Here is a 17,525-nt window from a genome sequence, read left to right on the forward strand (position 1 = left end):
ACGGCATTCACGCCGTATCCCAATGGGGACGTCAAACACACTGACGTCAGTGCTCAGCGTGCCGGCAGGCCCCGTTGCTGCCGATGTTCTGAGCTACTCCCGTCTTTGCTTTGACAGACCTTCTTACTGAGCGTCCGGGCACCTAATGCTGGTGCCTGGGCGCTTTGTCTCGCAAAGGTGAATAATGAGCACTCAAACAACGACCTCGGGCAAAATGAAGTTCGGGACGATAGTCCTGTTCGGCATTAACTGCCTGCTGGGGGCAGGGATCTTCATCACCCCCGGCAAAGCTTATTCTGAACTCGGTATGAACCTGTTTCCGGTACTGGTGGTCTGTGCCGTTCTGGCGCTGATCATGGCATTGGCTTTTGCCGAAATGGCCGGGATTTTTACTAAAACCGGCGGGGTGTACGTTTACGTAAGCGCCACTTTTGGTCCTTTCCTGGGATTTAACATTGGCTTTATGCGTTTTCTTGCCGCCTGCGTAGCATTGGCAGTACAGGTGGCCGCATTGCCGGGGATCATTACGACCGCGTTAGGTATCCATTTGGCGCCAGCCAACTCGGCGATGATCAGTATCGCTTTTGCCTGCGTGCTTTGCGGTATCAACCTGATCTCGGTAAAAGTGATGTCGGTGTTTACCCGCGTGAGCAGTTGGCTGGTATTGGCGGCATTAATCAGCTGCATCCTGGTCTCTTTCAGCCATTTCGACCTGGCTAATTTTACCGATGTGCCAGGGTTGGTGGCACAGTCGACCGGGGTTGAAGTTCCCGCGTTTGGCCATTTGACCTCGGCAGAATTTTCAGGCGGCTTCCTGCTGTTGTTTTACGCGATGGTGGGTTTCGAGAATATTGGCGTGGCCTCGCAAGATATGGAAAACCCTACTCGCGATATCCCAAGGGCGATCATTCTGGTGCTGTTATCGGTCACGGCGCTCTATTTCCTGCTGTTTGCTTCCATTATCGGGTCTATGGGGGGCGAGCATCTGGCGTTTTCCGATAACTCCGTGGCGGACAGCGTGGGGATGGTTCTGGGCAATGGCGCTCGTGCGATCATGTCCTTAGGGTCGGTGGTTGCCCTGTTTGGTATCGGTCTGGCCATGTGCTTTGCCGGGCCGCGAAATCTGGTGCCGCTGGCGGTGGATGGCTTCCTGCCAGAGTCAGCCGGTGCCAATAACAAACGCGGCGTACCGGCCAAGTCGATCATTGCGATGCTGGTGGTGACTATCATCTTTATCGTCTTGGCGAATGCGATGTCGAAAGAGTCCTTTGTACTGCTGGTGGAGGTCGCAACGGTTTGCCGTCTGCTGCAGTATCTGGCGGTGATTGTCGGTATCTTTGTGGTGCGCAAGAAAAAGATGCAAGGGACTTACCGCATGCCGTGGTTCAAGGTACTGGTGCCTATTTGCGTATTGGTTTGCCTCTATCTCGGTTCATGCACCCCGCCAACCGTGCTGTTGATTACGCTTGGGTTGATAGTGATTTCCCTGCTGGTGTACTTCCTGTACGCGCAACCGCGAGCAAAACGGATGGATGAGTCGGGAGATGACGGCCACCACCACGGCCATCATCACGCGGTTTAATAAGGCTTAATAAACACAAAGGCGCTGATCCTGAGGGAAAAGCGCCTTTTTTGCGTTCTAATGGGACGGCCCACAAGAAAAAGGCGCCGCCTCTTGCGAGGTTGCGCCTTTTCAACATGCCAACTGACTAGTATCAGTTCATGCCGTATTTTTTCAATTTCTTACGCAGCGTACCGCGGTTGATGCCCATCATCAGGGCTGCACGGGTCTGGTTGCCACGGGTGTATTGCATCACCATGTCCAACAGTGGCTGTTCAACTTCAGCCAATACCAGCTCATACAGATCGTTAACGTCTTGACCATTCAGTTGAGCAAAATAGTTCTTCAGTGCTTGTTTAACCGAGTCACGCAGAGGCTTTTGAGTCACTTGATCCTGTGAGTTCACGGTTGAAACGGTCAGTACGTCAGAATTTACGCGTTGTTCGAACATAGTTCTGTCAGCTCTTTTTTGTTACGCAAGATTTTCGAAATATGCCTCCAACGCCTCCAGCTGTTCGCTGGCATCCTCTATGGCGTTGAATGTGCGCCGAAACTGGTCATTCGGGGCGTGCTCCTGGAGATACCAGGATACGTGCTTACGAGCAATCCGGAATCCCTTGCCTTGGCCGTAAAAGCCGTGCAATTCCCGAATATGCCCTATCAACAAACGCTTAACCTCGCCAAGTGGCAGAGGGGGCAGCAGTTCCCCAGTGTCCAGATAATGCTGGATTTCCCGGAAGATCCAGGGTCTCCCCTGAGCAGCGCGGCCTATCATCAGGGCATCAGCCCCAGTGTAGTCGAGCACTGCTCTGGCTTTATGCGGGTCAGTAATGTCACCATTCGCGATAATCGGAATGGAAACATTCTGCTTAACTGCCCGAATGCTGTCGTACTCCGCGTCGCCGTTGAACAGGCAGGCACGGGTTCGGCCATGAATAGTCAGGGCCTGTATACCACAGTCTTCGGCCAGTTGGGCAATCTCTACACAGTTACGGTGTTCTGGCGCCCAGCCAGTGCGGATCTTAAGCGTTACCGGCACATCCACGGCGTTAACCACCGCGTGGAGGATCTGTTTAACCAGATCCGGGTACTGCAGCAATGCAGACCCTGCAAGTTTCCGGTTCACTTTCTTGGCCGGGCAACCCATATTGATGTCGATGATCTGTGCACCGCCGGCCACGTTAATACGCGCCGCGGCGGCCATATCATCCGGATCGCATCCGGCAATCTGCACGGAGCGGATCCCTGGTTCATCGCTATGGACCATACGCAGACGCGACTTATCCGTCCGCCACACCTCCGGATTGGAGGAGAGCATTTCGGATACAGCCATCCCAGCACCCATTGCATGACATAGGGTCCTAAATGGGCGATCTGTAATGCCGGCCATCGGGGCCGCAATCAGGCAATTTGTAAGCTGGTGGTGTCCAATGCGCATAGACAAAGAGTAACCATACTGTGTCCGCAAGGGCGCGTATATTACGCATTTTTGCGCTGAGATGAAAGGCCAAACTTTGACCAATTGGCCGCTATTCGCCATTAAAAATGCGGTTTGTCGGGATTCATAAAAATATTATATATACTTAACAATGGCTTGCCTGATTTTGGTTAATTAGTGCGCTATAAAATATTCCCAATACAACAGGATTTTATCTGTAATGAGTCTCGATTCAGCTCGAGAACGGCAGTGATTTAAGTCGTTTGTCAGGGTTTTTCATTGAGAATGGGCTGAATTATGCTGAAATCGCGTGGTGAAGGCTTAGGCAGAAAATATTCAGGGTCACGTGAATTTGGCATGGCGTTTCAAAGGAGCGGGGTGTCGCCGTCGCGTAGACAGGAAAACAAAAAACCACCGCCACGGGCTACGTTGGCAGTGGTTTTTATCAGGGCAGTAAGGGGATTACTTGCGCTGACCGGTGATGCGGCACCACTCTTCACGCTCTGCGACCGGATCCAGCGTGAATTTCTCTTCATAGGCTTGCGCCACGCTTGCCGCCTGTGTTGCCAGCACGCCGGACAGGCCCAGATAACCGCCGGACTTCGGCAGACAGCCGATCAAGGGGGCCAGCTCACGCAATGGGCCCGCCAGGATGTTGGCGACGACCACGTCGGCCTGCAGATCGGCAGGCTGGTCTTTTGGCAGATACAGCTCCAGACGCTCTGAAACGCCGTTACGCTGCGCGTTGTCGCGGCTGGCCTGAATGGCCTGGGGATCGATATCGATGCCGATAGCGCGCGCTGCACCGAGCTTCAACGCGGCAATTGCCAGGATGCCGGAACCACAGCCGAAGTCGATAATGGTTTTACCGGCCAGATCGAGGCCGTCTAGCCATTGAAGGCACAGTGCAGTCGTTGGGTGAGTGCCGGTACCAAATGCCAGGCCCGGGTCCAGCATGACGTTGACCGCGTTCGGGTCGGGCACGTCGCGCCAGCTTGGGCAGATCCACAGACGTTCGCCGAAGCGCATCGGGTGGAAGTTGTCCATCCACTCGCGCTCCCAGTCCTTGTCTTCCAGCTGTTCAATTTTATGGCGGAAGCCGGCGCCCAGCAGCGGGTGCTGTTCCAGCATGGCGACCACGTCGGCCATGTCGGTTTCGGCATCGTACAACCCGATCACATCAGTGTCGCCCCACAGCAGGGTCTCGCCCGGTAGCGGTTCGAACACCGGATTGTCGTGGGTGTCCTGGAAAGTGACCGATACGGCGCCGCTTTCAACCAGCGCGTCGCTCAGGTCTTCCGCCTGGCTGCCGGTGGTGTTCAGTTTTAGTTGGATCCAAGGCATAACAATTCTCTTTAAGAGGCTAATGATGACGCCACTCGGCGCTTTTCGCCTATGACGTTACCGATATAAAACGCCAGCAGGCTAAGCAGCAGCGAAGGCACGATAGGGTGCAACCCCGCTAGCTGCAGATTGAAGCTGGCCAATAGCGTATAGCATACCGCACCCGTCACCATTGAGCTAAGTGCTCCCTGCGCATTGGCGCGTTCCCAGTACAGGCCCAGCACCAGTGGCCACAGGAATACCGCTTCCAGGCCGCCAAATGCCAGCAGGTTCAGCCAGATGATCATTTCCGGTGGCCGCCAGGCTGCCAACAGCACCAGCAAGCCCAAAATCAACGTGGTCAGGCTGGAGAAGCGTTTGATCAGGCGCTCGTTCTGCATGTGCTGTGGGCGTACGCCAAGGTAGAGATCTTTGATGATGGTGGCGGAAGATTGCAGCAATTGGGCGTTAATGGTCGACATGATTGCCGCCATCGGCGCCGCCAGGAAAATACCGGCGGCATAAGGCGGCAGCACGGTGATCATCAGCGTCGGGATCACCTGATCGGGGATCTTCAGGTCCGGCAATACCGCACGGCCCAGCGCGCCAGCCAGATGCATGCCAAACATCAGCACCGCGACCACCATGGTGCCGAGGATGATCCCGCGATGCACCGCCTTGCTGTCCTTGTAGGAGATGCAGCGCACCGCCGTGTGCGGCAGGCCAATCACGCCAAAGCACACCAGGATCCAGAACGATGCCATAAACGGCAGGCTGAGGATCTGTTCACCGCCCTGCGGTGATACCAGCGCGGGGTCAATCTGTTGCAGCTTATCCACGGCGCTGTGCAGGCCGCCGGCGGCGTGAATCACCGCAACCAGCAGCAGCACGGTGCCGATCAGCATCACCAGCCCCTGCATGGCGTCATTGAGCACGCTGGCGCGGAAGCCGCCAAAGGCGGTATACAGCGCGATGCTGATACCGAAGATCAGCAAACCGGTGTCGTAAGGAATACCGGCGGCGGTTTCCAGCAGGCGCGCGCCGCCGATAAACTGCACCGTCATGGCACCCAGGAACGCCACCAGCAGGCTGAGGCTGGCCAGCCAGACCAACAGACGACTTTGATAGCGGCCGTAAAGCATATCGTTCAGGGTAATGGCGTTGTAGCGGCGAGCCAGAATGGCAAACTTCTTGCCCAGCACGCCGAGTGAAAGCCAAACCGCCGGCAGTTGGATCATCGCCAACAGCACCCAGCCAAGGCCGTATTTATAGGCGGCGCCGGGGCCCCCGATAAAGGAACTGGCACTGATATAGGTGGCGGTCAAGGTCATGGCCAGTACGAAGCCGCCCATCGATCGGTTGCCCAGAAAATATTCGCTGAGGAAGTTGCCGCTCTGGCGTCGGCTATAGGCGTAAACCGACAGCCCGAACACCAGCACCAGATAGGCGACCAGCGGCAGAATGACTTCAGTTTGCATCGCCGTCCTCCAGCGAAATATCACGGAATATGCCGCGTACCATTAGCCAACACAGGCCGATGAACAGCAGCGGAACCAACAGGCAGGCCATTTCGAACCAATGCGGCAGACCGGTAATACCGGATGCGCTGTCCGGCAGATAGGCTGCCAGCGACCAGGCCAGCAGATAAAGCAGCGTCAGGCCCAGAGCCCAGCGCGCCTCGCGGTGAGCTTGAATAAAACGTGTGTCCATCCGTTTCTCCAATATACCCGTCATACTTGAAGCTGCCTCTGTGTTGGCTGCGCTCACTTACCCGAATCACTTACTACAGTAAGCATCATCGGGATGCGCTCCTTTGCCGCCTTGATGCAACTCCAATTATTTAGGGTATACAACTATTATGGATTTGATCATCCATTGAGTGACCCAAAGCAGTAAAGAAAAAGGCCGGTGATTAACCGGCCTTCTGTCAGGCGATGCGAATAGCCTGCCTTAGGTTTCCTGCAGACCGAGCTTTTTCTCCAGATAGTGGATGTTGGTGCCACCGTGCTGGAAGTTTTCGTCGCTCATGATCCGCTGTTGCAGTTCAACGTTGGTTTTGATGCCATCGATGATCAGCTCAGCCAGGGCGTTCTTCATGCGGGCAATCGCCACGTCACGGTTTTCACCGTAGGTGATCAGTTTGCCGATCATGGAATCATAGTACGGCGGTACGGTATAACCGGCGTAAATATGAGATTCCCAACGCACGCCGAAACCGCCTGGCGCATGGAAACGGGTGATCTTGCCTGGGCTAGGCAGGAAGGTGTTCGGGTCTTCGGCGTTGATACGGCATTCCACCGCGTGGCCGTGAACCTTCACTTCTTCCTGTTTGATCGACAAAGGCTGACCGGCAGCGATACGCAGCTGCTCTTTAATCAGATCCACGCCGGTGATCATCTCGGTAACCGGATGCTCAACCTGAATACGGGTGTTCATTTCGATGAAATAGAACTCGCCGTTTTCATACAGGAACTCGAAAGTGCCTGCGCCGCGGTAACCGATTTCCACACAGGCTTTCGAGCAGCGCTCGCCGATATAACGGCGCATTTCGCTGGTGATGCCCGGTGCCGGAGCCTCTTCAACCACTTTCTGGTGGCGGCGCTGCATGGAGCAGTCGCGCTCGGCCAGATAGATGGCGTTACCCTGACCGTCCGCCAACACCTGAATTTCGATATGGCGTGGGTTTTCCAGGTATTTTTCCATGTAAACCATGTCGTTGTTGAAAGCCGCTTTGGCCTCCGCCTTGGTCATGGAAATGGATTGCTCGAGGTCTTTGTCGCTGCGCACTACGCGCATGCCGCGACCGCCGCCGCCGCCGGATGCCTTGATGATAACCGGGTAGCCGATGCGCTTGGCGAAGGCACGGTTTTTATCCATGTCGTCGGTCAGCGGGCCATCAGAGCCAGGTACGCAAGGCACGCCAGCTTTCTTCATGGCATTGATGGCAGAAACCTTGTCGCCCATCAGGCGGATAGTTTCGGCTCTCGGGCCAATGAAGATAAAGCCGGAGCGTTCGATCTGCTCGGCGAAATCGGCGTTTTCAGACAGGAAGCCGTAGCCCGGGTGGATCGCCACTGCGCCGGTGATTTCAGCCGCAGAGATGATTGCCGGGATATTCAGGTAACTTTTTACCGATGGCGCAGGACCGATACACACGGTCTCGTCAGCCAGCAGTACGTGTTTCAGATCGCGATCGGCTGTCGAGTGCACGGCAACGGTTTTGATGCCCAGCTCTTTACAAGCACGCAGGATACGAAGCGCGATCTCGCCACGGTTGGCGATAACAATTTTATCAAGCATGTTCGCCTCGTTATTCGATGACGACCAGTGGCTCGTCAAATTCTACCGGTTGGCCGTTCTCTACCAGGATGGCTTTCACCACGCCGGATTTGTCCGCTTCGATCTGGTTCATCATTTTCATTGCTTCAACGATGCACAGAGTGTCGCCGGCGTTCACTTTCTGGCCGACTTCGATGAAGGCTTTCGCATCCGGGCTTGGCGTGCGGTAGAAAGTACCGACCATTGGGGAACGAACGACGTGGCCACTCATGGCCGCTGGTGCTGCAGGCGTTTCGGCTGGCGCGCTGGCAACGGCGGTAGCCAGTGCTGGCTGCGGCTGTGCCGGCATTGCGTATGCCTGTGGCATCATTGGGTAAGCCTGCGCTGGAGCAGCGCGGCTGATGCGAACTGACTCTTCGCCTTCAGAAATTTCCAGTTCAGAAATACCTGATTCTTCAACCAGTTCGATCAGTTTCTTGATTTTACGAATATCCATGAGTGTGATTCCGTACTCTTTTGCGTAGCAATTAGTGGGTTTTCGACAGACGGTTAACCGCTGCCTGTAAAGCAAATGTGTAGCCATCCGCGCCGAGGCCGCAAATCACGCCTACCGCAATATCGGAAAGGTAAGAGTGATGGCGGAAAGGCTCTCGGGCATGCACGTTGGAGAGGTGGATCTCGATAAACGGGATCTGCACCGCCAGCAATGCATCACGCAGCGCCACGCTGGTATGCGTGAACGCGGCAGGGTTAATCAGAATAAAATCTGTGTTGCCGCGCGCCTGATGTATGCGATCGATCAGCGCATGTTCGGCGTTAGACTGCAGATGGCTCAGGGTAATATCCAGTGCGGATGCCTGGTTTTCCAATCCGTTAACAATCTCTGTTAACGTCGTGCTGCCGTACTTCTCCGGCTCACGCGTCCCCAGCAGATTCAGATTGGGGCCGTTCAGAAGCAAAATGTGAAACTTATCCGCCATTGTGCTGGTATCTCCGGCAATAAAACCATCATCGTAGAAAATAACCCGACGTCACAGATTTGTCACCTGTTAAGGGGAAAATTCACCCTGAGAACAGGAACAAGGTCGGGCATTATAACGATATCGTAGCAATTCGCAGCTAAATACTGGTCTTATCAGCGAAGATATTCAACCCTAAATCAGTAAACTGGCCAGGGCGATATTGCATTATGAGGGGTAGAACACAGAAAAGTTCCGGCTTTTAACGCCACCAATTGCGGAATTTCTTGTATCGCAGCGCCAGTAGCGCGACGGCCAGCAGAGCATAAATGAAGGGCTGCGGCGAAAAGGTTTTTACCGACCACAGGTAGTGAATCGGTGCCAGAATCGCCACCAGATAGACCAGATTATGCAACGTCTGCCATTTGGCCCCCAGTTTGCGCATCGCCCACAGCGTGGAGGTTGCGGCCAGCGCCAGCAGGATCAGCCAACTGACAATGCCGAGCGTCAGGTAAGGGCGGGTGACCAGTTCACGCCCCAGCAGGCCGATATTGCTCAGCCCCAGCTCCAGCGTCGAATAGCTTATCAGATGCAGCGTGCCCCAGGCAAAACACCATAGTCCCACCAGACGACGACAGCGAATCAGCAGCGGTTGCCGGGCATAGCGCGCCAGTGGCGCAATCATCAAGGTCGCCAGCAACAGTTTCAACGTCATTCTGCCGGTAAAGTGTTGAATGTCTTTGGCCGGATCGGCGCTGAACCAACCCTGGTCCACCGACAGCACCAGCCAGAGAAAAGGCAGGAATGCCGCCAGATAAATGGCGACCTTAATCCACTTGATATGAGCCGGAGTTAAACGCACCTAAAAATTCTCCCTTAGATCCAGGCCGCGGTACAGCGACGCTACCTGTTCGCCATAGCCGTTAAACAGCAGCGTGGGTTGGCGTTTAACGTCCAGGATGCCGCCGGAGCCGATAAAGCGTTCGGTGGCCTGTGACCAGCGTGGATGATCGACGTTCGGGTTTACGTTGGCATAGAAGCCGTACTCATTCGGCGCAGATTCATTCCAGGTGGTGGGCGGCTGATCGCGCACCAGACGGATATGGACTATCGACTTAATGCCTTTAAAGCCGTATTTCCAGGGGGTGATCAACCGCAGCGGCGCACCGTTTTGCGGCGGCAGCGTTTTGCCGTATACGCCGACGGTCAGCAGGGCCAATGGGTTCATGGCCTCATCGAGACGCAGCCCTTCAACATAAGGGTATTTCAGCCCGCCGCCGATAAAACGATCCTTCTGGCCTGGCATCTGTTCCGGATCGTACAGCGTTTGGAAAGCGACGTAGCGGGCATTGCTGTTCGGCTCCGCCAGCTTGATCAGCTTACCCAGCTCAAAGCCAATCCAGGGCACGACCATCGACCAGGCCTCCACGCAGCGCATACGGTAGATGCGTTGTTCCAGCGGGAAGCGTTTGATCAAGTCATCGATATCCAATGTGATCGGTTTGGCGACCTCGCCGTCGATACGCACTTTCCAGCCTTCGGTTTTCAGGCCGCCGGCATTCGCGGCAGGATCGGCTTTATCCAGACCGAATTCGTAGAAGTTGTTGTAACCGGTGACTTTGTCTTCCGGCGTCATGGCCAGTTGCGCCTGCCAGGCCGCAGGCTTGCTGAATGACAGCGGTTTACCGGCGGGGGCCTTGGGCCGATCGTTGCCTTTGAACCATGACAGCAAATCGGCCTGCGCATTAAGCGGCAAGGCCAGCGACGCGGCGGTGATACCCAACGCCTGCAGCACTTTGCGCCGCTGATGGAACACGCTCTCGGGCGTGACATCGGCTTCGGTCAATTTAGGGGGCTTTCTCATGGTGTTTTCTCCGCGTTTCATCCCCGCCGCCTTTCAGGTGCGGGTACTCAAACCTGCTCCCGTCAGAGTGACTGTAGGAGGTAACCTTCTGAGCCCGATTAACGCGGACGCAGCATGCAACGCCCCTACAGTATGCTGGGGTATCTGTGTTGTAAGCATGGCGTGAAATCAGGCTATATGCGAGAGGGCGCGGGAAAATATGAAATTTCGCAGGCGAATGTTCCCCCCGTTGCCGGGGGGCGATTTAAGCTTTAGCGGATTTTAACCAGAGTGCGTCCGGTCACTTGATGATTCAGCAGCGCGGCGGCGGTGGCCGGTGCCTGTTCCAAAGTGATTTCCTGGGTGGCCTGTTGGTAGAAACTGTCCGGCAAAATACCGGCTAGCCGTTCCCAGGCGGTTTGGCGGCGATGCAGCGGCGTATGAACCGAGTCCACGCCCTGCAGGCGAACGTTGCGCAGGATAAACGGCATCACCGTGGTGGGCAGGTGATAGCCACCGGCCAGGCCACAGGCGGCGACCGTGCCGTTATAATTCATCTGTGACAGGACTCGCGCCAGCAGCGTGTCGCCAACGGTATCGACCGCCCCGGCCCACAGTTGCTTTTCCAGCGGACGCGGGGCTTCCAGGTAGCCGTCGCGCGACAGGACTTCTTTGGCGCCCAGCGCTTTCAGATACTCGGTATTGCTCTCGCGGCCGCTGATGGCGGTGACGTGATAGCCCAATGCCGCCAGAATCGCGATGGCCGTGCTGCCCACGCCGCCGCTGGCACCGGTAACCAGAATATCGCCGTCATCCGGGTGTACGCCGCCTTCTTCCAGCGCCATCACGCACAGCATGGCGGTAAAGCCGGCGGTACCCAGGATCATCGCTTTGCGTTCATCCAGCCCGTTCGGCAGCGGCACCAGCCATTCGCCTGAGACTCGTGCCTGTTCGGCCAGGCCACCCCAGTGGTTTTCACCCACGCCCCAACCGGTGAGCACCACGCTTTGGCCTTCTTTAAAACGATCGTCGCGGCTTTCGCGTACCGTACCGGCGAAATCGATGCCTGGCACCATCGGGAAGTTACGCACGATCTTGCCTTTGCCGGTGATCGCCAACGCATCTTTATAGTTAAGGCTGGACCAGTTGACGTCCACCAGGACATCGCCGTCGGGCAGCAGATCGCTGCTGATATCCTTGATGTGAGCCAGAGTTTGATCGCCTTGTTGTTCCAATAACAGTGCACGCATGTCACTCTTCCTCTTGTTTGCATTTTTGCCATGGATGGCTGAACCAGATTTAATTGACTATATGCATATAAGAAATTTATGTCCTGATAAAAGACAAAAAAGGGTGATTGAAGGTTTTCTTCGTTGTCGAGGCTTGGTAGCTTGGGTGGCGTGAACCGACAACGGGTATCGCCGGAGCGGTACCCGCTATTCATTAAAAAAATCAGGATATTGTGTTGGATTCATTTGAGCGGATTCGGGGCCTTTATACTTCCAAAGGTGAAAACTCACGTAACCATACCGGACAAGGCACAGGGATGCGATTCACCACCAAACTCTCTGCATTGATCACCTTGCTTGTTGCTTTGGCGATGTTTTTGATGCTGATGGGCTGCTCATACAGCTTCTTTTACGTCACTCAGGAGCGTCTGGATCGCCGCTTCGAGTCGCTGATGACCTCACTCGACCAAGCGATGCTGCGCGAATCCCCAGAGGAACAGAAACGCTGGTTGCCGTTGGTGATGCGTCCACTGGGTATTGTGGCGGTCAGCGTGGATACCAGCCACAGTAACCTCCTTTCCTATAAATTGCCGACGCTCAACAAACAGCCCTGGGATCCGCTCAACGGTTACAGGCAGGTGACTTTGCCGCTGATGCAGCATCCCGGCGCGGCACTGCAAATTACTTATATCGATCCTTTCGCCAGCGACGTACGCTCGTTGCAATCTACTGCCGCCGTGACGCTTTCGATCGTTGTGATGGTGGTGATCTTGCTGTTTAGCCTGCGCTGGCTTCGCGATCAGGCCGACGGAGAGGATCGGCTGGAACGCCGTGCACGACGCATTCTCAACGGCGAAAGAGAGAGCGTGATGCAGGGCGATATGCGCGAATGGCCGGCGAACGTCAGTGGCGCGCTCGATCGCTTGCTGGCAGATTTGGCGGAAGCGCGCGAGGAACGCAATCGGGTCGATACCTTGATCCGCGCCTTTGCCGCCCAGGATGCCAAAACCGGCCTGAATAACCGACTGTTCTTCGACAACCAGCTAACCACCCAACTGGAAGAAGAGGGCTCGCACGGTATTGTGATGATGGTGCGACTGCCCGATTTTGACACGCTGCGGGAAATTCACGGCAACGGCGCGGTGCAGGAACTGATGTACTCGCTGGTCAATCTGCTGTCGACCTTCGTGATGCGCTATCCGGCGGCGCTGCTGGCGCGTTATTTCCACAGCGACTTCACCGTCCTGCTGCCGCACCGTACGCTGAAAGAGGCGGACGGCATTGCTTCACAGCTGGTCCACGCGATTGACGCCTTGCCTTCAACGGCGCTTATCGATCGTGAAGCATTCCTGCACATTGGCATCGTGGCGTACCGCAGCGGACAAACCACCGAGCAGGTGATCGATTACGCGGAGCAGGCAACGCGCCATGCTACGTTGCAAGGCGAAAACGGCTGGTATGTTTATGACAGCCAGGTGCCGGAAAAAGGGCGCGGCAGCGTCAAGTGGCGCACCCTGCTGGAGCAGGTGCTGGCGCGGGGAGGCCCGCGTTTGTATCAGAAACCGGCGGTGACGGTAGAAGGGGAAGTGCATCACCGTGAGATCATGAGCCGGATCTACGATGGCACCCAGGAACTGCTGCCATCGGAGTATATGCCTCTGGTACGGCAGTTAGGGCTGGCGGAAAGCTACGATCGTCAACATCTGAGCCGTATTCTTCCTTTACTGACGCTGTGGCCCGAAGAAACATTGGCTTTTACGCTGAGCGTAGACTCACTGTTGCAGCGTAGTTTCCAGCGTTGGCTGCGTGATAGCCTGTTACAGTGTGAAAAAAGTCATCGTCGGCGAATTCTGATTGAACTTGCAGAGGCAGACGTGTGTCAACATATCGACCGTTTACGTCCGGTACTGAAGTTACTGTCAGGGCTGGGCTGTCGTCTGGCGGTGTCCCAGGCCGGGTTAACCGTGGTAAGTACCTCCTATATCAAGTCCTTACCGGTGGAATTGGTTAAGCTCCATCCGGGTCTGGTGCGGAGTATTGATAAGCGTGATGAAAATCAGCTGTTCGTTCAAAGCCTGACCGGCGCCTGTGAAGGCACCAGCACTCAGGTTTTCGCCGCCAGCGTGCGGACGCGTAATGAGTGGCAGACGCTGAAAGAGCGGGGGATCCTCGGTGGACAGGGCGACTTTTTCGCGTCGCCGGAACCGATAGACGTCGGGCGTAAAAAATATTCGCGTCGTTATCGTGTTTAACCTGAATACCGAACAAAAATTAACGTAGAATGAGCGCCAATTCATCTGGGCTTTTTTCTCTGTCATTTTGGGATAACCCCCAAACTGCCTGCGACAATGACGCCTATTTGATATAGGCTCTTGTCAGTCCTTTTCTGTTGAACGTTGGTAGGTGCTTACCACCAGCGGCAATCAGGGAATATGTTAGATTTTATGAGCTGTGTTACGCCGTTTCGTGCGCTGACAGGGTGGTAAACTGAGCCTTTGTTCAGGGAATTCAGGCCTCATCCATTTTCCGTGCATTCGAGCAGAAACAATACAGACTATTTTTCACCGAAGTAGAACGTTTTTGCGCCTTGTCGCTGCTTCGTGTGGTTGGTAAAGTAGGCGGATTTTATTTTCCGCCCCCAGCTTGCAGGATTATCCTTTAGTTATGTTTAAGAAATTTCGTGGCATGTTTTCCAATGACTTGTCCATCGACTTGGGTACCGCCAATACCCTGATTTATGTTAAAGGGCAAGGCATTGTACTGAACGAACCGTCGGTGGTTGCCATTCGCCAGGATCGTGCCGGTTCACCCAAGAGCGTTGCGGCCGTGGGTCATGAGGCTAAACAAATGCTGGGGCGTACGCCCGGCAACATCGCGGCTATTCGTCCGATGAAAGACGGCGTGATCGCCGATTTCTTCGTGACCGAAAAAATGCTGCAGCACTTTATTAAACAGGTTCACAGCAACAGCTTCATGCGGCCAAGCCCGCGCGTGCTGGTGTGTGTGCCGGTTGGCGCAACTCAAGTTGAGCGCCGCGCCATCCGCGAATCTGCCCAAGGGGCCGGTGCGCGTGAGGTGTTTCTGATTGAAGAACCTATGGCTGCCGCAATCGGTGCCGGCCTGCCGGTTTCTGAAGCGACAGGTTCCATGGTGGTGGATATCGGTGGCGGTACCACTGAAGTGGCGGTGATCTCACTGAACGGTGTGGTCTACTCTTCTTCTGTACGTATCGGTGGTGACCGTTTCGACGAAGCTATCATTAATTACGTGCGTCGTAACTACGGCTCACTGATCGGTGAAGCAACTGCCGAACGTATCAAGCATGGCATCGGTTCCGCTTATCCGGGCGATGAAGTGCATGAAATCGAAGTTCGCGGCCGTAACCTGGCTGAGGGCGTGCCACGTGGCTTTACCCTGAATTCCAATGAAATCCTTGAAGCGCTGCAGGAGCCGTTGACCGGCATCGTCAGTGCGGTGATGGTGGCGCTGGAGCAGTGTCCACCAGAGCTGGCTTCCGACATTTCCGAACGCGGCATGGTGTTGACCGGCGGTGGCGCATTGCTGCGCAACCTGGATCGCCTGCTGATGGAAGAAACCGGTATTCCGGTGGTCGTGGCAGAAGATCCGCTGACCTGCGTAGCCCGCGGCGGTGGCAAGGCGTTGGAAATGATCGACATGCATGGCGGCGATTTGTTCAGCGAAGAATAGTCAGCCCCAAGAAGGAGGAATCGTATCGGGTGAATGCGCAAAGCGAAAATCAGGTACGGTTCCTCTTTCTGTTGTCGAGGAACACGCATAATTTATGAAGCCGATTTTTAGCAGGGGGCCTTCCCTGCAACTACGACTTTTTTTGGCGGTGATCGTGGCCATTGGCCTGATCGTTGCCGATAGCCGTCTCGGTACGTTCGTGAAAATACGTAACTACATGGACACGGCCGTCAGCCCTTTCTATTTTTTGGCCAATGGGCCACGTAAAGTTTTGGACAGCGTTTCAGAAACGCTGGCTACCCGCCAACAGCTGGAGCTGGAAAACCGGGCTCTGCGGCAGGAACTGCTGCTGAAAAACAGCGATATTCTTCTTCTTGGCCAATTCAAGCAGGAAAACGCCCGCTTGCGTGAGCTGTTAGGCTCGCCGCTGCGCCAGGACGAACACAAAATGGTCACTCAGGTGATCTCGACCGGCTCGGATCCTTACAGCGATCAGGTAGTGATCGACAAAGGATCGGATAACGGCGTTTATGAAGGCCAGCCGGTCATCAGTGATAAAGGCGTAGTGGGCCAGGTGGTGGCGGTGGCTAAAGTCACCAGCCGCGTGTTGCTGATCTGCGATGCTTCACATGCGCTGCCAATTCAGGTGCTGCGCAACGATATCCGGGTGATTGCTGCAGGCAGCGGCTGTGCCGACGATTTACAGCTCGAACATCTGCCGAACAATACCGATATCCGCGTGGGTGATGTGCTGGTCACATCCGGCCTTGGTGGTCGCTTCCCTGAAGGCTATCCGGTGGCGGTGGTGTCCTCGGTCAAAGTGGATAATCAGCGCGCCTATACCGTGATTCAGGCTCGACCAACCGCAGGGCTACAGCGCTTGCGCTATCTGCTGTTACTGTGGGGGGCCGATCGTAACGGCGACATGCCGTTGCCGCCCGATGAAGTTCATCGCGTCGCCAATGAGCGTCTGATGCAGATGATGCCGCAGGTTCTGCCGCCAGCTGATGCGGTGGGGCCGCAACTGCCTCTGCCTGCTCCGGCAACCGGGGCCGCGGTACAAACCGCTGCTCCTGCCGCGGGAGTCACGCAATGAATCGTTACCGCAGCAACGGGCGCTGGATAATCTGGCTGTCATTCCTGGTGGCGCTGGTGCTGCAAATCATGCCGTGGCCGGAACAGATCTACATGTTCCGTCCCTCCTGGCTGGCTTTGATCCTGATCTACTGGGTGATGGCGTTGCCTCATCGGGTTAACGTCGGCACCGGCTTCGTGCTGGGGCTGATTATGGATCTGATCCTCGGTTCCACGCTGGGCGTACGCGCACTGGCGTTAGGTATTATTGCCTATCTGGTGGCGTTCAAATTCCAACTGTTCCGCAATATGGCGCTCTGGCAACAGGCGCTGATCGTCGTGCTGCTGTCACTGGCGATGGACGTTGTGGTGTTCTGGGCCGAGTTTTTAGTGATCAACGTTTCTTTCCGCCCAGAGGTGTTCTGGAGTAGTGTGGTAAACGGCATCCTGTGGCCATGGTTGTTCCTGTTGATGCGAAAAATTCGCCGTCAGTTCGCCGTACAGTAAGGGTATAACAATGACTTCGCTTTATCTGGCCTCCGGCTCTCCCCGTCGACATGAATTACTGACCCTGTTGGGCGTCCCCTTTGAAGTTATCCTGACGGATACCGAAGAGCAGCGGCAGGAAGGGGAATCCGCGGAAGCCTATGTGCGCCGTTTGGCGCAGGATAAGGCCAAAGCCGGCGTGGCGCTGGCACCGCAGGCGTGGCCGGTGCTGGGTGCCGATACCATTGTGGTGCTCAATGGCCGGGTGTTGGAAAAACCTCAGGACGAGACGCACGCGGCGCAAATGCTGGCGGCGCTGTCGGGTAAACAGCATCAGGTGATGACTGCGGTGGCGATCGCCGATCGCCATGACGTTCTGTGCCAACTGGTGGTGACGGACGTGACATTCCGCAACCTGTCACAGCAGGATATCTGCGACTATATTGCTACGGGCGAGCCGATGGATAAAGCGGGCGCCTACGGAATTCAAGGAAAGGGTGGTTGTTTCGTCAGAACGATAACCGGGAGTTATCATGCGGTGATGGGCCTGCCGTTAGTCGAAACACATGAGCTGCTCAGTAATTTTGTCGCATTACGTGATGTAAGAACCGGTTGATGGGCGCTG

17 protein-coding genes are annotated in these 17,525 nt (G+C 55.6%); 6 read left to right on the forward strand and 11 right to left on the reverse strand.

Annotation, left to right across the window (positions count from 1 at the left end):
* Positions 1-184 precede the first annotated feature (184 nt).
* The gene (locus ACMGG1_RS01635) at positions 185-1,582 is read left to right on the forward strand and encodes an APC family permease (protein ID WP_122080322.1); all 1,398 of its coding nucleotides are present in this window, start codon (positions 185-187) and stop codon (positions 1,580-1,582) included.
* 133 nt (positions 1,583-1,715) lie between these two features.
* On the opposite strand, the gene fis is transcribed toward ACMGG1_RS01635, so the two are convergent.
* From fis to ACMGG1_RS01690, 11 genes are all read right to left on the reverse strand, one after another.
* Positions 1,716-2,012 carry a DNA-binding transcriptional regulator Fis gene (gene fis, locus ACMGG1_RS01640; RefSeq protein ID WP_000462905.1) on the reverse strand — a complete coding sequence of 99 codons (297 nt, stop codon included), beginning with the start codon at positions 2,010-2,012 and terminating at the stop codon, positions 1,716-1,718.
* Positions 2,013-2,033: 21 nt separating this feature from the next.
* Positions 2,034-2,999 (reverse strand): tRNA dihydrouridine synthase DusB, encoded by a 966-nt coding sequence (gene dusB, locus ACMGG1_RS01645; RefSeq protein WP_046374956.1) that lies wholly within the window; start codon positions 2,997-2,999, stop codon positions 2,034-2,036.
* Between the two features lie 462 nt (positions 3,000-3,461).
* The gene (gene prmA / locus ACMGG1_RS01650) at positions 3,462-4,343 is read right to left on the reverse strand and encodes a 50S ribosomal protein L11 methyltransferase (RefSeq protein WP_046372537.1); all 882 of its coding nucleotides are present in this window, start codon (positions 4,341-4,343) and stop codon (positions 3,462-3,464) included.
* An 11-nt stretch (positions 4,344-4,354) separates the two neighbouring features.
* Positions 4,355-5,800 (reverse strand): sodium/pantothenate symporter, encoded by a 1,446-nt coding sequence (gene panF, locus ACMGG1_RS01655; RefSeq protein WP_122080321.1) that lies wholly within the window; start codon positions 5,798-5,800, stop codon positions 4,355-4,357.
* A complete protein-coding gene (locus ACMGG1_RS01660) occupies positions 5,790-6,032 on the reverse strand; it encodes a YhdT family protein (protein ID WP_020832087.1) in 243 nt (80 codons plus the stop codon). The genes panF and ACMGG1_RS01660 overlap by 11 nt, the downstream gene beginning before the upstream one ends.
* A gap of 240 nt (positions 6,033-6,272) precedes the next feature.
* Positions 6,273-7,622, reverse strand: a complete 1,350-nt coding sequence (accC, locus tag ACMGG1_RS01665; protein ID WP_020832086.1) for an acetyl-CoA carboxylase biotin carboxylase subunit — start codon at positions 7,620-7,622, stop codon at positions 6,273-6,275.
* 10 nt (positions 7,623-7,632) lie between these two features.
* Positions 7,633-8,097, reverse strand: coding sequence for an acetyl-CoA carboxylase biotin carboxyl carrier protein (gene accB, locus ACMGG1_RS01670; RefSeq protein WP_020832085.1), 465 nt, complete (start codon positions 8,095-8,097; stop codon positions 7,633-7,635).
* Positions 8,098-8,128: 31 nt separating this feature from the next.
* On the reverse strand, positions 8,129-8,581 hold the full coding sequence (gene aroQ, locus ACMGG1_RS01675) for a type II 3-dehydroquinate dehydratase (RefSeq protein WP_020832079.1): 453 nt from the start codon (positions 8,579-8,581) through the stop codon (positions 8,129-8,131).
* 241 nt (positions 8,582-8,822) lie between these two features.
* Complete coding sequence (gene msrQ / locus ACMGG1_RS01680; protein ID WP_020832077.1) at positions 8,823-9,422, reverse strand: protein-methionine-sulfoxide reductase heme-binding subunit MsrQ; 600 nt, start codon at positions 9,420-9,422, stop codon at positions 8,823-8,825.
* A complete protein-coding gene (msrP, locus tag ACMGG1_RS01685) occupies positions 9,423-10,424 on the reverse strand; it encodes a protein-methionine-sulfoxide reductase catalytic subunit MsrP (RefSeq protein ID WP_129984027.1) in 1,002 nt (333 codons plus the stop codon).
* Positions 10,425-10,675: 251 nt separating this feature from the next.
* A complete protein-coding gene (locus ACMGG1_RS01690; RefSeq protein ID WP_201895968.1) occupies positions 10,676-11,653 on the reverse strand; it encodes an oxidoreductase in 978 nt (325 codons plus the stop codon).
* Positions 11,654-11,949: 296 nt separating this feature from the next.
* On the opposite strand from ACMGG1_RS01690, the gene csrD reads away from it, so the two are divergent.
* From csrD to ACMGG1_RS01715, 5 genes are all read left to right on the forward strand, one after another.
* Positions 11,950-13,884 (forward strand): RNase E specificity factor CsrD, encoded by a 1,935-nt coding sequence (gene csrD, locus ACMGG1_RS01695; RefSeq protein WP_128864519.1) that lies wholly within the window; start codon positions 11,950-11,952, stop codon positions 13,882-13,884.
* Positions 13,885-14,296: 412 nt separating this feature from the next.
* Positions 14,297-15,340 (forward strand): rod shape-determining protein MreB, encoded by a 1,044-nt coding sequence (gene mreB, locus ACMGG1_RS01700; RefSeq protein ID WP_012147106.1) that lies wholly within the window; start codon positions 14,297-14,299, stop codon positions 15,338-15,340.
* Between the two features lie 94 nt (positions 15,341-15,434).
* Positions 15,435-16,436 (forward strand): rod shape-determining protein MreC, encoded by a 1,002-nt coding sequence (gene mreC, locus ACMGG1_RS01705; protein WP_041415027.1) that lies wholly within the window; start codon positions 15,435-15,437, stop codon positions 16,434-16,436.
* Positions 16,433-16,921: a rod shape-determining protein MreD gene (gene mreD, locus ACMGG1_RS01710; RefSeq protein WP_012147104.1), complete on the forward strand. Its 489-nt coding sequence runs from the start codon at positions 16,433-16,435 to the stop codon at positions 16,919-16,921. Before mreC ends, mreD begins: the two co-directional genes overlap by 4 nt.
* A 10-nt stretch (positions 16,922-16,931) precedes the next feature.
* The gene (locus tag ACMGG1_RS01715) at positions 16,932-17,516 is read left to right on the forward strand and encodes a Maf family protein (RefSeq protein ID WP_020832069.1); all 585 of its coding nucleotides are present in this window, start codon (positions 16,932-16,934) and stop codon (positions 17,514-17,516) included.
* The last annotated feature ends 9 nt before the right edge of the window (positions 17,517-17,525 follow it).

Origin of the sequence: Serratia sp. BNK-12, assembly GCF_047456085.1 — a bacterium.
GTDB classification, from domain to species: Bacteria; Pseudomonadota; Gammaproteobacteria; order Enterobacterales; family Enterobacteriaceae; genus Serratia; species Serratia liquefaciens.

What these genes read in the sequence shown, in the direction of transcription:
- msrP (WP_129984027.1), bottom strand. Translation starts at nt 10,424, where the DNA reads ATGAGAAAGCCCCCTAAATTGACCGAAGCCGATGTCACGCCCGAGAGC.
- dusB (WP_046374956.1), bottom strand. Translation starts at nt 2,999, where the DNA reads ATGCGCATTGGACACCACCAGCTTACAAATTGCCTGATTGCGGCCCCG.
- accB (WP_020832085.1), bottom strand. Translation starts at nt 8,097, where the DNA reads ATGGATATTCGTAAAATCAAGAAACTGATCGAACTGGTTGAAGAATCA.
- ACMGG1_RS01660 (WP_020832087.1), bottom strand. Translation starts at nt 6,032, where the DNA reads ATGGACACACGTTTTATTCAAGCTCACCGCGAGGCGCGCTGGGCTCTG.
- ACMGG1_RS01635 (WP_122080322.1), top strand. Translation starts at nt 185, where the DNA reads ATGAGCACTCAAACAACGACCTCGGGCAAAATGAAGTTCGGGACGATA.
- ACMGG1_RS01715 (WP_020832069.1), top strand. Translation starts at nt 16,932, where the DNA reads ATGACTTCGCTTTATCTGGCCTCCGGCTCTCCCCGTCGACATGAATTA.
- panF (WP_122080321.1), bottom strand. Translation starts at nt 5,800, where the DNA reads ATGCAAACTGAAGTCATTCTGCCGCTGGTCGCCTATCTGGTGCTGGTG.
- csrD (WP_128864519.1), top strand. Translation starts at nt 11,950, where the DNA reads ATGCGATTCACCACCAAACTCTCTGCATTGATCACCTTGCTTGTTGCT.
- aroQ (WP_020832079.1), bottom strand. Translation starts at nt 8,581, where the DNA reads ATGGCGGATAAGTTTCACATTTTGCTTCTGAACGGCCCCAATCTGAAT.
- accC (WP_020832086.1), bottom strand. Translation starts at nt 7,622, where the DNA reads ATGCTTGATAAAATTGTTATCGCCAACCGTGGCGAGATCGCGCTTCGT.
- ACMGG1_RS01690 (WP_201895968.1), bottom strand. Translation starts at nt 11,653, where the DNA reads ATGCGTGCACTGTTATTGGAACAACAAGGCGATCAAACTCTGGCTCAC.
- mreB (WP_012147106.1), top strand. Translation starts at nt 14,297, where the DNA reads ATGTTTAAGAAATTTCGTGGCATGTTTTCCAATGACTTGTCCATCGAC.
- mreD (WP_012147104.1), top strand. Translation starts at nt 16,433, where the DNA reads ATGAATCGTTACCGCAGCAACGGGCGCTGGATAATCTGGCTGTCATTC.
- fis (WP_000462905.1), bottom strand. Translation starts at nt 2,012, where the DNA reads ATGTTCGAACAACGCGTAAATTCTGACGTACTGACCGTTTCAACCGTG.
- prmA (WP_046372537.1), bottom strand. Translation starts at nt 4,343, where the DNA reads ATGCCTTGGATCCAACTAAAACTGAACACCACCGGCAGCCAGGCGGAA.
- mreC (WP_041415027.1), top strand. Translation starts at nt 15,435, where the DNA reads ATGAAGCCGATTTTTAGCAGGGGGCCTTCCCTGCAACTACGACTTTTT.